Origin of the sequence: Photobacterium rosenbergii, assembly GCF_003026455.1 — a bacterium.
In the GTDB taxonomy this organism is placed as follows: domain Bacteria; phylum Pseudomonadota; class Gammaproteobacteria; order Enterobacterales; family Vibrionaceae; genus Photobacterium; species Photobacterium rosenbergii.
On the sequence record NZ_PYMB01000008.1, the window covers coordinates 129,891 to 146,524 of the forward strand.

General features: G+C 38.9%; 14 protein-coding genes. 10 read left to right on the top strand and 4 right to left on the bottom strand.

Annotation, left to right across the window (positions count from 1 at the left end):
• Positions 1 to 554: 554 nt before the first annotated feature.
• The 4 genes from C9J01_RS17170 to C9J01_RS17185 form a co-directional block, all read right to left on the bottom strand.
• Positions 555 to 2,762: a YjbH domain-containing protein gene (locus C9J01_RS17170; protein ID WP_107299355.1), complete on the bottom strand. Its 2,208-nt coding sequence runs from the start codon at positions 2,760 to 2,762 to the stop codon at positions 555 to 557.
• Positions 2,762 to 3,646, bottom strand: a complete 885-nt coding sequence (locus C9J01_RS17175; protein ID WP_237156998.1) for a capsule biosynthesis GfcC family protein — start codon at positions 3,644 to 3,646, stop codon at positions 2,762 to 2,764. The genes C9J01_RS17170 and C9J01_RS17175 overlap by 1 nt, the downstream gene beginning before the upstream one ends.
• 11 nt (positions 3,647 to 3,657) lie before the next feature.
• Complete coding sequence (locus C9J01_RS17180) at positions 3,658 to 4,395, bottom strand: YjbF family lipoprotein (protein ID WP_107299356.1); 738 nt, start codon at positions 4,393 to 4,395, stop codon at positions 3,658 to 3,660.
• A gap of 144 nt (positions 4,396 to 4,539) precedes the next feature.
• Entirely contained in the window at positions 4,540 to 4,845 is a 306-nt protein-coding gene (locus C9J01_RS17185) for a hypothetical protein (protein ID WP_107299357.1), read from the bottom strand.
• Between the two features lie 908 nt (positions 4,846 to 5,753).
• Here C9J01_RS17185 and C9J01_RS17190 point away from each other — a divergent pair.
• The 10 genes from C9J01_RS17190 to C9J01_RS17235 all read left to right on the top strand — a co-directional run bounded on the left by C9J01_RS17190 (position 5,754) and on the right by C9J01_RS17235 (position 16,634).
• Complete coding sequence (locus tag C9J01_RS17190; protein ID WP_107299358.1) at positions 5,754 to 6,899, top strand: polysaccharide export protein; 1,146 nt, start codon at positions 5,754 to 5,756, stop codon at positions 6,897 to 6,899.
• Positions 6,900 to 6,951: 52 nt separating this feature from the next.
• Positions 6,952 to 9,114 (top strand): polysaccharide biosynthesis tyrosine autokinase, encoded by a 2,163-nt coding sequence (locus C9J01_RS17195; protein WP_107299359.1) that lies wholly within the window; start codon positions 6,952 to 6,954, stop codon positions 9,112 to 9,114.
• Between the two features lie 65 nt (positions 9,115 to 9,179).
• Positions 9,180 to 10,244: a dTDP-glucose 4,6-dehydratase gene (gene rfbB, locus C9J01_RS17200; protein WP_107299360.1), complete on the top strand. Its 1,065-nt coding sequence runs from the start codon at positions 9,180 to 9,182 to the stop codon at positions 10,242 to 10,244.
• A gap of 12 nt (positions 10,245 to 10,256) precedes the next feature.
• The gene (gene rfbA / locus C9J01_RS17205) at positions 10,257 to 11,135 is read left to right on the top strand and encodes a glucose-1-phosphate thymidylyltransferase RfbA (protein ID WP_107299361.1); all 879 of its coding nucleotides are present in this window, start codon (positions 10,257 to 10,259) and stop codon (positions 11,133 to 11,135) included.
• 16 nt (positions 11,136 to 11,151) lie between these two features.
• Positions 11,152 to 12,030 (top strand): dTDP-4-dehydrorhamnose reductase, encoded by an 879-nt coding sequence (gene rfbD, locus C9J01_RS17210; RefSeq protein WP_107299403.1) that lies wholly within the window; start codon positions 11,152 to 11,154, stop codon positions 12,028 to 12,030.
• Positions 12,031 to 12,077: 47 nt separating this feature from the next.
• Positions 12,078 to 12,629, top strand: coding sequence for a dTDP-4-dehydrorhamnose 3,5-epimerase (gene rfbC, locus C9J01_RS17215; RefSeq protein ID WP_146157089.1), 552 nt, complete (start codon positions 12,078 to 12,080; stop codon positions 12,627 to 12,629).
• Positions 12,630 to 12,634: 5 nt separating this feature from the next.
• Positions 12,635 to 13,825, top strand: a complete 1,191-nt coding sequence (locus tag C9J01_RS17220; protein ID WP_107299362.1) for an oligosaccharide flippase family protein — start codon at positions 12,635 to 12,637, stop codon at positions 13,823 to 13,825.
• A complete protein-coding gene (locus tag C9J01_RS17225) occupies positions 13,815 to 14,987 on the top strand; it encodes an O-antigen polymerase (protein WP_107299363.1) in 1,173 nt (390 codons plus the stop codon). Before C9J01_RS17220 ends, C9J01_RS17225 begins: the two co-directional genes overlap by 11 nt.
• On the top strand, positions 14,984 to 15,781 hold the full coding sequence (locus tag C9J01_RS17230; protein WP_107299364.1) for a glycosyltransferase family 2 protein: 798 nt from the start codon (positions 14,984 to 14,986) through the stop codon (positions 15,779 to 15,781). Before C9J01_RS17225 ends, C9J01_RS17230 begins: the two co-directional genes overlap by 4 nt.
• A complete protein-coding gene (locus C9J01_RS17235; RefSeq protein WP_107299365.1) occupies positions 15,774 to 16,634 on the top strand; it encodes a hypothetical protein in 861 nt (286 codons plus the stop codon). The genes C9J01_RS17230 and C9J01_RS17235 overlap by 8 nt, the downstream gene beginning before the upstream one ends.

A 16,634-nucleotide genomic window follows, 5' to 3' on the forward strand; every position in this document is an offset into this window, starting at 1 on the left:
TGTTGTCAATTTATTGACAATCATATTATTAATATATGATAGCTCAAATCTCGACTTGATGTCGTAAACCTAAAATAATTTACGCACAGTGTCACACTTTTGAGACGAACTATTTGGTTGCGCAGAAAATAATAAGAACCAAAGTGAATAGGGTAAAATAACCTTAAATATAAATTTTGTATTAATATTATGTTTTTACGATTGAGTGTATGCTTTATTTAATATAGATGTCTGATTATTTAGATCCTAGATCCTAGATCCTAGATCCTAGAATCGGTTCTTGCAGGGGTTAAGTTATAACGCACTTTGCTCTTTCTCTTTTATAGGAACCAGGAACTCGAACCTGTTCTTATCTAGGAACAAGGATCTAGTCTCTAGGATCTGCTATCCCAGGACTAGGATCTCTCACCTGCTTTTCTTCTATGAACTAGGAGCTAGTTACTTGTTATTATAAAAAAGCGAGAACCTGAGGCTCTCGCTTTTTGCTTCTCGCTTCTCGCTTTTGCTTCTCCCAGGACCCAGGACCCAGGACCCAGGACCCAGGACCCAGATTTTTAGTTCATCGCTTTCCTGCCGTACCACGGCGAGCGCGAATCGGTCACACTGTACAGCTCGTACTTGCGGTTGAGCATTTGGCCGCCATCTCGAGTCAGCGGTAGCCACGAAATAGTCGCGCGGTTGGTGCTCGGTTTCACCGTCATCACATCGAATGGAATGGAGAGGTAGAAGCCTTTGTTATAACTGCCCTCGCCAAACTCATCGGCTGACAGGTTAGTCTGGGCAACAAAGGCCCCAGCGATCACCCCACTCTCGAATTGTTTGGAGAAGTCGACCGTAACCCCGTAGTCTTCGGTTAGGTACTGACCAGCACTGACTTTGAATAAGGTATTCGGTAGCCATTCCCACTGAGGCTGGTAGTACAGTGTTGCATGACCCGTCGGCGCGCCGGTTTGTACCCGATAGTTACGGTTGGTGATTGGATCAAACTGCACTTCTTCGGTAAAGAAGCCAAATTGGCTATCCGGATCACGCTGCACCACGTAGTTCAAATCGACACCTAACGCCCAGTTGCTGTTTTGTGGACGATATAGCACCTCACCACCGACGCCCCCGAACATCATTTCCAGGTAACCGCCGTACGCTTGGGCATACCAGTTTTCACTCAGACGATCCATCCAGGTCAGCTGCAGATTATCCATCCGTACAGGATTATCATTGATGTACTGGCGCACCAGGGTACGAACACGTTTTAAGTCGGTTCCATCTGGCGGCACATCATAGAGGAAGTTATCGTAGTTATCATAGATGTTGAAGTAGACCGAGCCACCCAGCTCAAAGTTATCACTTAACCAGTAATTTGCCCCAGCGGTTACCCCGATATTGAACAGGTAGAAGTTCTCTGAACCACCGATAGATTGTTGCCATACCGGTGCAAAGTTGATGTCCCAATTCTTGTTGGATTTGGCATAGAGTTGGCCTTCTGGCTCAGTAGCTTCGCCAACGGTGGTCGCATCGCTCACTTGTGGATCGAAATACTCGACATTGGCTACTTTGGCAAATTGTTCAGGGTCGAATACCGTTTCAGTCATTGGCTGGCGGTTGGCCGTTTCGATGATCTTGTAGCTTTCAACATCCAAGTTCTGATTGGCTAAGATCGTCCCAGCACGCTCGTGAGCTTCATCGCGGTCACGGTATTTTGTTTGCGGAGCAACCACAGTGATGGACTTGTCATTGGCATACAGGCGTGGGTCTTCATACCCGGCAAGTTGATGTAAATCCTGGGCAAGTTGTTCCCACTCTTGGCCAGATAGTTCATCGGCTGACTTCTGGTCTTCACTCGATCGTGGTTGATAGTCAGGCGCAGGGTTGTTGTTCCAGTTAGCTTTGAGGTCATTGAAATTGGTATGTAGATTAAAGCCGAAGGTCCAGGTAGTACCGCGCTCATAACTTAAACGGAGATCGCCCCAGTTGCCCAGTTTGTAAAGAGCACCATAGTTGAGCTTACTGTCTTGCGACATATCAATGCCGGCACGGGTAACAGGGAAGTCACTTTCGTAATCATTGCCGTCATATTCAACTTTGAGGCGCAGTGGTGCCCAAGGACTTTGGTACTCCACACCTCCGAAAACGGCACTGCAACCGGTAAACCAGCGGTCGAAATCGACGCTACCACCAGACCCCCTATAACCAGTGTTACGGCCACAATCATTACTTTGGGATTTATCACCACTCAAGTTAGCGCTGTTGCCAAGATAACCCCAGCCAACACCTAGGGTAAAATCAAACGGGCCGATATGTTTGCTGGCAGCAATATACTCACCATCAAACAAACCGGTTCCACCAAAGTCACGGACGCCAATCGAGGTTTCAGGAATCCAATAGCTCTCTTCAAGTAATCGGATTTTAAAATCAATTCCTTTATCCGTGTATTTTGTATCCCCACTGAAATTAGGGTCGTTGCTATAGAGAATATCTTGGACAAGGGTATAACGGATGGTGGTTTCCAGCCATGGCATCAACTGTAGTGAGACGGTGTAATGGTGGTATTCATCATTGTACGTACCGGCAACATTGATTTCCCCTTCGCGAGCCATACGGCCAGATGGCATTTGAATTAAGCCAACGCCACCGAAATCGGCCTGAGAAGGAGTAAAGGTCGGGTAGTCAAAGGCATCAGCCTGAGCATGGAATATTGGCATTAAAGCTAATGCGATTGCCGACAGTTTAATACCTGAAAAGGAAGTGTTTATAGCAGGTTTCATTACAGCGCCTTATTCCTTAGCAAGTTGATAATCTCATCATTGAGGGACTGATAGCCAGTAGGTAAGTTGTTAAAGCCTAAATAGACAATTGCACCTGGTGCAATGTCCATATGGTCTTTATTCCAGTAAGCAATAGGGTGCATTTCGACAGTGCCGTCAGGTTGAATGATGGTAGCGGTACTGTTGTCGCTATAAGAGGTTGTGCCAACTTGCTCTAAGTATTGATTCGCGCTTGTTCGTGCCACCCAAGGTTGCTCAGAATTGTGTTGTACAGCACCTAGTACCCATACAGAGTCTGGCCGTGAGGGTAAAACAAGAGTCATTGGCCCTGGAAACTGTTGTGCTGAAATAATAGGGTTTGATGCCTTATTAATGCGTACCAAGTCGTAATCAAGTGGCGTAAATACACGCTCACCAATCTTAAGTTGATTGAGTTGAGTGGCCAATTGCCGGAAAATATCTCGTTCAGTTGGGTCAACCAACTCAGAAGCTTTTTCTAGCTGACGAATGATGCTGGCTTTATTGGGGTGAGGAAACCCTCTATAGAGCCCAGCCCCTGTCCAGTAGACAGGTTGATTGCTATTCTCCTCAGTCGTTGGTAACAAAGTTATGTTTGCGATAGTGTCAGCTAGAACTTGCTCAAGGCGGACGGCTTGAGTGTAGTTAAGCTTTAGGTGCTCTGTTTGGTTACGACTGTTATAGACTTGAACAGTAAAAGCGTCGGATTCCATGGATAAGCTGCGGTTTGCAAGGGTAATTGGCGAGCACAGGAAAGTGGAAGCCGATAGTAAGGTTGCCACGATAGCTTTTGTAACTGCTTTTGAGCCACCACTTGAAACAGCTTTCAAGAGAGCTTTTTGTAAGGTACTTAATTTATAAACCATTTTCTGATTCCCTATGCAAATGGTTTCAAAATGGTGAGCTCAATGTATGGCAAGCTAGGCGCTGGCTTTTGGCGAGTCTTTATCACTTGACCATTAACCGGTGAGAGCCAGTACTCGTTTTTGTAAGACTGGTTGAGCTGAGCGACAGAAATGGTTTCTACGAAATAGAGTACATCGACTGGTTGCTCATTGACCATAATTACCTGCTTTCCTTCATCTTTAAACTGAGAAAGGGCTTTATAGCCGAAGTGGTAACCAGGTTGCCAGTCTAAAGTGTATTGCCAATTTTTTGGTGTATTAGGTTTATGTAACCCTAAAACTAGAGGATCAGTGAAATTACTTTGAATGTCGACCACGTTACCCTGCGGCAGGTTTAAAGTTTTTACTAGTCGCCCAGCTTGTGTGACAAGCATTCCCTTATCAGACGAAAGCCACTTCAGAAGAGGGGGCACGGGGGCGCTGCCTGTCATGGTATGTGTGCTATTCCCGATATATGTTTTGTTTTCAGCTAATGCTAACACCATGAATGCTTGTGGGCCGTCTTCTACTCGCGCATAGAGGCTGGCATAGGGCAGTTGATTGATATCTGCAGCACTGAGAGTCGCGTCATCTTCACCTAAAAAGGCCAAGCTCATGGTGTCGTTAACGTCTTTAAAGTTTTGGCTGCAACCGGAAGTGAGGGAAACAAAGACGGTGAGGGTAATTAGGGCAAATGAAGACCGTAATGATCTTAATCGGATAAAGTCCATTATGAAGTGTTACTCCCTAAAAAGTGTACTGACAGTAATCAAAATACAAAACGCAATTATGAGAATAAAGAAAATAACCGCACAGATGTGCGGTTATGAGTATATGCTTGCAATTTTTATGCAAGTGACTTAGCTAATTTTCAATTAGCCTTGTGCAGCAGAAACTGTAGTCGTGTTGTTGCTACCACCAGAGCTTGCTGCGGCTACACCAGCAACCGCTACAGCAGAAGCTACTGCAACAGTTGTTGCTGTAATACCGCCAGCAGCAGCTGCTGTTGCGCCTGCAGTACCAGCAGCTGCGCCCGTTGAAGCTGTAGTTGTCGCAGTTGTAGCTGCTGTTGATGATGCACCTGTACCACCAGTAGCACCAGCTGTTGTGCCGGTTTCAGTAGCCGCGAATGCAGTGCTTGCCATGGATAGGGCAGCTAATAGCGCTAATGTTTTTTTCATCCTATTCCCTTACATGTAATCGAGAGTTTATAAAAAGGTTTCATAAAAAAACCTAAAACAAGCATTAGTTGCTCTCTATGCAATGATATGGTGATTAACAGATTTCCGCAATGCGTCTAGCTAACTGTCTTAAAAGAGTTTTCTTTTTTCTTAAGCTCGGTATTGTCAAAAAGAGAGCTTGTTCCCAGAATAATTGATCAGGCACTTATAAGAATACCCGAAAAGTGTTTTAGATGGATTATGTGATAATCGAGGGTTTTACAATGTTTTTGAAAGGTTCTGAATACGGGTTAAAAGCTTAAAAAACAATGCCATATAATTAATAAGCTGATGATTTCTGAAAGTAAGCTACAAAATTCATATTCCTATCGGCACAAAAAATGTGTAAAATCCTCAACCACATTTGAATGTGGGTCACTACCCATAACTTATGTTTTAGCCATCGAAATCCGTTAGCCTTAGCTGACATTCCGATGTCACAAAATTGCGATAATGTAACATGCATAAATCCTTTGACGGTCATTAGGAACCACAACCTAAGGGCGGTAGCATGCCTAATCGATAAAAGTTGTGATTTCTAGGGATTGTGTACATCGCCAGCGATAGCTAAAATTTTCATCTAGCTTCGGTTCTTCATCACGGTAGTTAAAGCTATTCCATCATACTTAGCACACCAACACCTCACATATTTACAATATGTCGCTAAGTTTTGATTGATTAAAGTATCAGGTCACGCAAACTGTTGACCCAGTACCCAGTACCCAGTACCCAGTACCCAGTACCCAGTACCCAGTACCCAGTACCCAGTACCCAGTACCCAGTACCCAGTACCCAGTATAAATTTCAAGGATCTAGGATCTAGGATCCAGGATCTACAACACCCTTCTTTTTATATTTTGAAAAACAATATGCATTTCACTAAGAAGTTTTTGATTAGCAGTTTGGCGACAGCCATGCTGGCAGGTTGTACCGTTCCTGGTTCACATCTCAGTGTTGATGACAAAGCGGTTGTCTCATCGGGCGAGGAGCAAGAGCTTGATCAACAAATCAATGTTTACCCACTAACCGCTAGCCAAGTCAGCCAATTCAAATTACCTCGTGTTTATTCGCAAAATAATGCGGCGCTTGAAGCTGAAATTGCTCGCTATAAGTACCGTATTGGCCCTGGGGATATCCTTAATATCACAATTTGGGATCACCCAGAGTTGACCATTCCAGCTGGTTCATACCGAAGTTCAACAGAAGCTGGTAACTGGGTTCATGCTGATGGTTCAATCTTTTACCCATACATTGGCCTAGTGAAAGTTGAAGGCAAAACCGTAGTAGAAGTACGTGATGAAATTGCTAAGCGCTTAGCTGAGTATATTGAAAGCCCTCAAGTAGATGTCAATGTGGCGTCGTTCCGCTCTCAAAAAACCTATATTACTGGTGAGGTAAATAAGCCTGGCCAGCAGCCGATTACTAATGTGCCACTGACATTACTTGATGCTGTTAACGCAGCTGGTGGTTTAGCAACTGATGCAGATTGGCGCAATGTGACCTTAACCCGAAATGGCGCTGAAGAGAGGTTATCACTTTACGCACTGATGCAACGAGGCGATTTGCAGCAAAACCGCTTGCTCCGCCCTGGCGATATTGTGCATGTACCGCGTAACGATAACCAGAAGGTATTCGTAATGGGCGAAGTGAACGACCCTCAGTTGCTTAAAATTGACCGTGCAGGTATGAGCTTAACTGAAGCATTGAGTAATGTGGGTGGTATTAATGAGCTTTCAGCCGATGCAACTGGTGTATTTGTCATTCGTAGTAATATTTCTGGTGAAAACAGTGAAACAGCACAAGGCTCAGCCATTGCCGATGTCTATCAATTAAATATCAAAGATGCTTCTGCTCTAGTTATTGGTACTGAATTTGACTTGCAGCCATACGACATTGTGTATGTGACAGCTGCACCGATTAGCCGTTGGAATCGTGTAATGGCTCAACTACTGCCTACAATTAACGGCTTTAATAACTTGACCGAAGGTGCATTGCGAGTTCGCAATTGGCCTTAAAGCTGTAGCTCTTTATAAATATATATTGTTTTAATTTAACATTAGAGAAATTATGAGCGTTCCTCACAATACACAAGTTAAACAAGACTCAGATGAAATAGAACTGGGAAAATTGTTAGGCATATTATTGGATAGTCGCTGGATGATCATTGCAGTTACTATATCTTTTGCAATTGTAGGTATTACTTATGCTTTACTTGCAACCCCTATTTATAAATCTGATGCACTTATTCAAGTAGAGCAAAAAAGCTCAGGCATGCCTGCATTAGGTGAAATGGGAGAGCTGTTTGCTAGTGAATCATCAGCTACAACCGAAATTGAGATCATTAAATCCAGAATGATTTTAGGTAAAACAGTAGATAAGCTGAATTTAACGACTGTTGTTGAACCTAATTATTTACCAATTATTGGAAAAGGCCTAACAAGACTTCAAGGTGACATTCCTCAATTGGAAATCACTCGTTTTGAGGTTCCAGATAATAAATTAAATAAAGCTTATTCATTAAAAGTCTTAAGTTCTATTGAAGGTACGTTTGAGCTTTTTGATAATAATGAAAACCAGGTATTAACTGGTGAGGTTGGTAAATTAGCTCAAAATGGTGATGTTAAAATATATGTTAGTTACTTGAATGCATCTGAAGAAGAGAGGTTTTCTGTAGAAAAACGCTCAAGGTTAGATGCCATTCAATGGATTCAAAAAAATTTATCTGTTATTGAACGGGGAAAGCAAACGGGGATTTTGCAATTAAGTTTCGTTGGTGAACAACGTAAGTATATTGAAGATATTCTGGATGATATTAGTGTTAATTACTTTTTACAGAACGTTGCTCGTAATTCTGCTGAAGCGGAGAACAGCCTACAGTTTCTCCGTGAACATTTACCAGGAATTAAGTCTCAGTTGACCTTTTCTGAAGATGCTTTAAATAAATTTCGCCAAGAGAATGAATCCATAGACCTTGGGCTAGAAGCTAAGTCAACACTTGATGTTATGGTGACTATTGAAGCACAATTGAATGAGTTGACATTTAAAGAGAGTGAGATTTCTCAGCGCTTTACTAAAGAGCATCCTGCCTACATAGCACTATTAGATAAACGTAAGACTCTTTTGAATGAACGTGAACGATTGAATCGCCAAATACAAAAGCTACCTAAAACACAGCGCGAAGTGCTACGCATGACCCGAGATGTTGAAGTTAATCAGCAAATCTATGTTCAGTTACTCAATAAAGTACAAGAGTTAAATATTTTAAAAGCAAGTACTGTCGGGAATGTTAGAATTTTAGATAAAGCGCAGTCGTATTCTAAACCATTAAAACCAAATAAAATATTTTTATTAGCTATTTTTACAATGATAGGAACGATGGTAGGAGTAGGTATAGCAATATTACGAGGGTATTTTAACCGAGGTGTTGAAAATCCTGATGAAATTGAAGCAATAGGATTACCAGTATATGCCAGCGTTCCAATGTCAGATTGGCAGATTGAGTTAGAGAAGAAGCAAAAATCTAAAAAGCAATTAACTGTGCAAGATACCTTGTTGGCTGTCTCTAACCCAGCAGATTTGTCTATCGAAGCACTACGTAGCCTACGTACCAGTTTGCATTTTGCTATGATGGAAGCTAAGAACAATATTCTTATGATTTCTGGCCCTAGCCCTGGTATCGGTAAATCTTTTGTTTCTGCAAACATGGCTGCTGTTGTGGCGAAGTCGGGCCAGAAAGTATTGGTGATTGATGCCGATATGCGTAAAGGTAGAATGGAAAAGCAAATGGCAATTAATCCTAAACCTGGATTATCGGACTACTTGAGCGGGCAAACAGCAATAGAAAGTTTGATAAAAAAACCTGGTTTAGAGGGGATGGATTTCATTGGAAGAGGTGATGTACCGCCTAACCCTTCAGAATTACTAATGCACCCACGTTTCAAGCAGTTAATGGATTGGGGTTCTAAAAACTATGATTTAGTAATAGTAGATACGCCTCCTATTTTAGCCGTAACTGATCCTGCTATTGTCGGTACGCATGCAGGTACAACTTTACTTGTAGGACGTTTCAGTCAAAACACGGTAAAAGAAATTGAAGTAACAAAACAGCGCTTTGAGCAAAATGGAATCGAGGTGAAAGGTTTTATTCTTAATGCGGTTGTTAGAAAAGCTAGTAATCATTATGGTGGTAATTATGGTTACTACAATTATAGTTATACTGATGAAAAATAATTAACTTATTGAGTTTACAAATAAAGCACCAAATTCTGGTGCTTTATTTATTAAAGGAATTGAAAGTGAAAATTTTAGTAACAGGTGGTGCAGGTTTTATTGGCTCTGCTGTTGTTCGTCATATTATTGAAAACACTTCGGACAGTGTAGTTAACCTTGATAAGCTAACTTATGCTGGTAACTTAGAGTCGCTATCGACTATTAATGGCCATGAGCGTTATGCTTTTGAGCAAGTCGATATTTGTGACCGTACAGAACTTGATCGAGTTTTTGATGAACATCAGCCAGATGCAGTCATGCATTTAGCTGCTGAAAGCCATGTTGATCGTTCAATAGATGGACCAGCTTCGTTTATTGAAACAAATATTGTTGGAACATATCACCTACTTGAAGCCACAAGAGCTTATTGGAACAAGCTATCTGAAGGCGCAAAATCAGTTTTTCGTTTTCATCATATATCAACAGATGAAGTATATGGTGACTTGGAAGGTACTGATGACCTGTTTACTGAAACTACCTCTTATGCCCCAAGTAGCCCGTACTCAGCTTCAAAGGCATCCAGTGACCATCTCGTTCGTGCATGGCTTCGCACTTACGGTTTACCGACAGTGGTAACGAACTGTTCAAACAACTACGGCCCATATCACTTCCCGGAAAAACTGATCCCATTAATGATCCTAAATGCCTTGGATGGTAAAGCCTTGCCAGTATATGGTGATGGTATGCAAATCCGTGACTGGTTATTTGTAGAAGATCATGCCCGTGCTTTATATACAGTGGTAACTAAAGGTGAGATTGGTGAAACCTACAATATTGGTGGCCATAATGAAAAAGCTAACATTGAAGTTGTGAGAAACATCTGTGGGTTGCTAGAAGAGTTAGTGCCAGCTAAGCCTGAAGGTGTTGAGCATTATGAAGATTTGATTACCTATGTGACAGACCGTCCGGGACATGATGTTCGTTACGCGATTGATGCAACCAAAATCGCTAATGAATTGGGTTGGACGCCAGAAGAGACGTTTGAATCTGGTATTCGCAAAACCGTTGAATGGTATTTGAATAACAAAACTTGGTGGAGCCGTGTATTAGATGGCTCTTACAGTATGGAACGTCTTGGTAACCAAGGTTAAGGTGTAAATTTTATGAAAGGTATTATTCTTGCTGGCGGTTCAGGAACACGCCTTTATCCAATTACGCGTGGTGTTTCAAAACAGCTACTTCCGGTATATGACAAGCCAATGATTTATTACCCGCTATCTACATTGATGTTAGCAGGTATTCGTGATGTGCTAATTATAACCACCCCTGAAGATAATGAATCTTTTAAACGCCTACTTGGTGATGGCTCAGATTTTGGCATTAACCTGGAGTTTGCGATTCAGCCAAGTCCTGATGGATTAGCTCAGGCTTTTATTATTGGTGAAGATTTCATTGGTGATGATAGTTGTTGTTTGATTCTTGGTGATAACATTTTCTATGGCCAATCTTTCTCTCGCACTCTTCGTAATGCTGCAGAGCGGGAAAGTGGTGCCACGGTATTCGGCTATCAAGTAAAAGATCCTGAACGCTTCGGTGTTGTAGAGTTTGACGAAAATATGAAAGCGGTCTCGATTGAAGAAAAACCAAATCAACCAAAGTCAAATTACGCCGTAACCGGCTTATACTTCTACGATAATCGTGTTGTAGATATGGCAAAAAGGGTCGAGCTTTCAGAGCGTGGTGAGCTTGAAATTACCACATTGAACGAGATGTACCTTAATGATGGTACATTGAATGTTGAACTGCTAGGTCGTGGTTTTGCTTGGCTGGATACTGGTACACATGAAAGCCTTCATGAAGCTTCCTCATTTGTTCAGACAATTGAAAATGTTCAGGGTTTGAAGGTCGCTTGCCTTGAAGAAGTTGCATGGCGTAATGGTTGGCTAAGTGATGAGCAACTGATGGATAAAGCTGAGCCAATGTTAAAGAATGAATATGGTCGTTACTTGCAATCACTTGTTAGTGAAAAACGTAAAGTTTAACTGGGCTGGTATTGAAATGCTAAAAGTTTTAATTACAGGTAGTCATGGCCAGGTTGGAAGTCTGCTAGTTCAGCAACTCGAGGGCAAGGCTGAAGTATTAGCTGTTGATCGCGATCAATTAGATATTACTGACGAGTCTGCAGTATTCGATAGTGTCATGTCTTTTCAACCAGATGTCATAATCAATGCTGCAGCCCATACTGCGGTTGACCGCGCTGAAGATGAAGTTGAACTTTCATACAAAATTAACCGTGATGGCCCAATGTACCTTGCCAAAGCAGCTGAAAAGTCAGGTGCTGCTATTCTTCATATCTCTACTGACTATGTGTTTTCAGGGGGCAAAGAAGGTTGCTACAGTGAAGGTGATGTAACCGACCCTCAAGGTGTCTACGGTAAAAGCAAGCTAGCTGGGGAGATCGCCGTTGCTAAGGCTTGCCCTCGTCATATTGTCCTTCGTACCGCTTGGGTATTTGGTGAAACAGGGAATAACTTTGTTAAGACCATGATTCGTCTTGGACGTGATCGAGACCAACTAGGTATTGTCGGTGATCAATTTGGTGGTCCGACGTATGCCGGTGATATTGCTGCTGCGCTTATTATAATTGCTGAGAAGTATAAAGCAGGCAATGATGTTGCGTGGGGGACTTACCATTTTGCTGGTCTGCCAAGTGTAAGTTGGTTTGAATTTGCTAGGTATATTTTCGACCAAGCTCACAAACAAGGTGTTTTGGCTAATGTACCTGAATTGAAGAGCATCACGACAGCAGACTACCCAACGCCTGCAAAACGTCCTGCTAATTCGTGTCTTTCGATGAGCAAGATTGAGGACAATCTTGGTATTTCTGCTTGTGATTGGAAAGCAGCGCTTCAAAATATTCGTCCTTACGGCCAATAATACCTGTAAGGTGCCTGTATAAAAGTGGCCACCTAGAGAGAAATATAATGAATGTTATTGATACAAAAATTCCAGATGTAAAAATCATTGAGCCTGCTGTGTTTGGTGATGATCGTGGTTTTTTCATGGAAACATGGCAACAGGGTAAATTTTCTGAATTAGTAGCTGAGCGTACTTTTGTTCAGGACAACCATTCAAAGTCTAAAAAAGGCATTCTACGAGGCCTCCACTACCAGACTGAAAACACTCAGGGAAAATTGGTTCGTGTAGTTTCAGGTGAAGTTTATGATGTTGCAGTGGATATTCGTAAAAATTCGCCTACATTTGGTCAATGGGTCGGCGTACTATTATCGGCAGATAATAAGCGTCAGCTTTGGGTACCTGAAGGTTTTGCTCATGGTTTCTATGTTACTAGTGATGAAGCCGAGTTCGTCTATAAATGTACAGATTATTATAACCCTAATGCTGAAAAGTCGATTATTTGGAATGATCCTGGCTTAGATATTAAATGGCCAATCAAAGAAAATACTTCGCCACTTTTATCCTTAAAAGATGAAAATGGTGAGTTTTTCAAAGATATTAACCCTTTAAGTATTTGAAATAAATGTTAAAACGAATATTGAAAAACTTTTTTTCACTTGTTGGAGTTCAAGTTGTAAGTGCTATTTTTGGTATTGTTACTGTTCCCTTACTTATAAGCAAAATTGGAATATCAGAGTTTGGTACGTTTAGTGTGTTGTTGTCTATTGCGACAATAATTAATATTTGCGTAGACTTCGGATTGAATATTTCAGGGGTGAGAAGGTTATTAATATTAAAAAAGGAAGAGGTAAAATCATTCATAGTTTCTGTGATAATTATACGGTGTGTGATTTTTTCTTGTCTAGCTTCAATATTTATCTTGTATATTGGTTTGTCTTCAGGTAATTACGAATATCTCTATATTCTTTTGTTTTCTGCTAGTTCAATTTTTCAAATTAACTACTTTTTGAAAGCTTTTGAGAAAATGTGGATAATTACGATAATTACATTTTTACAGCGTTGTTTTAGCTTTCTATTGATATATAATTCGATAGACCCAGCATTACATGACGCAATAATATATTATTGTGTTCCTTTCTTTATAATGCCTTTGTTATCTTTCATGTTATTGCTTTTCCATTTTAGGGATTCAAAAGTAACTTTAGATATAGTAAATATCAAATCTATTTTTATCGATTCATTTAATATGTTTATCGGTGTTTTTGGTAGCACTCTATATAGAAACCTATCTATTCCTATCTTTTCGCTTTTTTTAAGTTCAGATATAATAGGTTACTATTCAGCAGTTGAGAAAGTTCTCAAAGGAATTCAAGGGATCGTAAATAGCGGTGCCGAAGCTCTATATCCAGTATTGTGTAGAACGAAAGAACTTAGCAAGTTTTATAATAAAATAAGTGTATTTATAGGTGGAACATCATTTTTAGTAATGGCTACAGTTGGAGTAGGAATTTATAATTTTGATTACTTGTTTGGTTTAAAATTGAATGAGTATTCAGAGTTAATTATTTTTTCTCTTGCTTGTGCTTTTTCAATTGGTTCTATGTGTTTTTTGATTGGTGTAATGTATTTTTTTTCCAAAGGAAAACAAAAAACATTCTCATTAGTAACGATAAAAAGTGGTATATCAAGCATAGTACTAGCTCTTATTTCAGGAAGTTTAGGTTTTGTAAAGTTCATGTTAGTCGTTCCTTTAATTGCAGAATTGTTAATTTTGATTATGCTTATGAAAGCTAGGGGCATAAATGAGAAGTGAGTATGTACTATCACCAGTTTTGTTTTTAATTACCTTTTTTTCTGTTTATAGCTTGTTATTTGCCTGTGGGTATTTGATCTTACATTGGGAACCATTGTCACTCCTTGCTCTGTTATCCTTTACTTTGTTTATATTTGGTGTGATTTTTGGAACATATACAGGGAAAAAAATAAATTTAAACATTAGCATAAGAAAAAAGGTAATAAGTAATAGATTTATTTTTTACGCCTGGTTGTTTTTGACTTTTTGCGTAGCTATATCTCTTTATCTAATGCTTAAAAGGTATGGTAGTTTAGATTATATTATATCTTATGCTTTTGTGATTAGAGAGCAAGTTATTGGTGGTGATGGGTTTATACCTTTTTATTTGTCATATATTAACTCATTAAATCAAGCATTTTTTGCACTATCACTTAACATTTATAAAAGGAATAAATCAAAGAAGTTCTGCGTTTTATTTTTTATAAATATAGTTTTCTGTGACTTGCTAACTTTCGGACGGGTTGGAACACTTTTTGCACTTCTAGTGCTTGTTGGCTTTTTGTTTTTTAATAAGGGATTCAAAATAATTAACCTTAAAACAATGATGTTTGGCTTTATAGCTTTTTTTGTTCTTAACTTAAGCCGAATAATTCGAGGTGGTGAATCTGGGTTTTCTAGCTCAGTAAATGGTTTGGTACCATACTTAAAAGTTAACATTCCTGAGTGGGGGTATGGATTGTTATCTAATTACATATATTTCTTTTCATCACCACTAGCGTTTTCTAAATACTTAGAAAATCATGAGGAGTTTCAAAGTTCATTTGGTCAAAGACTATTTACTCCATTATATAATATATTTCTAAGGCTCTTAGGTGAAAATAGGATCAATACTATTGACCCTTTCGTAAACGTACCTTACAAGACAAATATTTATACGGTGCTTCGTGATATATTTGCAGATGTTGGTGTGTGGGGGGTACTTCCTTCAGCTATATTATTTGGTTTGATATTTGGAATGTTATACAACTCTAAAAGTATTTTTAATCAGTCTCTATTTTTAATGTTTATTGGGTGTGTTTTCTTTTTTCCTCTTTATAATGCACTTAGCTTTGGTATGTTCTTAATATCTATGCTGTTTTTGTTCTTTATGTCAATTTTATTTCGGTGTGATGTCAAATGATCTCTTATATAATTGTTTCATACAATTCAAGTAAAACAATATTTTCAACTATTGAATCTATTATTGAAAGTACGACTAAACCTTTCGAGATAATAGTTGTTGATAACTGTTCTCCTGATACTGAATATGTGTCTGATTTGGAAAATTTATCAAATATTAAGCTTGTTAAATCAAAAGAAAACTTAGGTTTTTCAAAAGCGAATAACTTAGGTGTTTTGAACAGTTCTGGAGATACGCTTTTTTTTATTAATCCGGATGTTTTTGTAAATTCAAAAGCGGTTGATAGTATATTGAAAACCGTCAAAGATGGTGTGGTTGTTTCTTCAGTTCTTTTCGATGAGCAAGGTAACCAAAATAAAAGTATTTATTTAATTCCATTTTTATCAAATTATATTAGTTACGCTCTAAAAAATAAAGGGAAGCACTGGGTTCACGGAGCTTTATTAGTATTTACTCGTGGAGATTTCATCAAGGTTGGCCAATGGAATGAGGATTATTTTATGTATTCAGAAGATGTCGACCTTTGTAATAGAATACACATGAATGGTTTAGAGTTAAATATTTTAAACGAGGAAGTTATTCATGTTGGCGGTACTAGTACATCATCAGTTTGGAGCGATTTACAACGTTCTAAGATTGTTGAAAAGTCAAGTTATATTTTTTACTCGAAGTATAATAGAAAATTTGATTATTATTTAATTAACGTTGCTGTTATCTTAAAAATGCTAATAACTGGTAACTCTAGCTTTAAGAATAAGCTTTTATCATTTATTAAGGTTGCAAAAGATGTCTAATTTGATATTTAAAGTCTTTGTGTATTTTAAGTCAATGCTTAACTATATTATTCTTTCAAACTATATGTTTGCGAAGAATAAATTATATTTATCATCTGATTCTAAAATTATTGTATCGCTTACTACTTATTCAAAAAGAGTTGACTTAATTCATTTAACTTTGAAATCTATACTTTTACAGACGAGCCCACCAAAAAAGATATATTTATGGTTATCAAAAGTAAATTTTCCTAACGAAGAATTACCTGAATCGTTACAAAAACTAGTTAAGCTGGGCGTAACAATAAAGTTTGTTGAAGAAGATATTAGATCTTATAAAAAGATCATATATACATATGAAGAAGAACAACAAAATGAAGACTTATTTATTGTCACTGCTGATGATGACATATACTATCCAAAATACTGGTTGAAACATATTGAAGATAAAATAAAACTAAATTCTGATTATATTTACTGTTATAGAGCACAATCAATTTCTTTTAAAACTGAAAACCAAGTTGACGATTACAGTAAATGGATTTTATATAATTGCTCCACACCCTCTTATAGTATTTTACCAACAGGAGTTTCTGGAATTTGCTATCCTATGAAATCCCTTAAAGGTGTTTGTGATTTAACTTTTTTGGAGATTTGCCCTACAGCTGATGATATTTGGTTGAGGTTTATTACACTTAAAAATGAGTATAAATCAAAGCTGGTATGTGGAAAAAGTTTACATTTTACACCAGTTATCAAACCTTTTAATATGCCAGATAAAGGTTTAGAAAAAGAAAATGTATTTATGAACGCAAATACAAAGGCATTTAATAATTGTTTGAGTTTTTTTAATTTTACAAAGAAAGATTTTTAA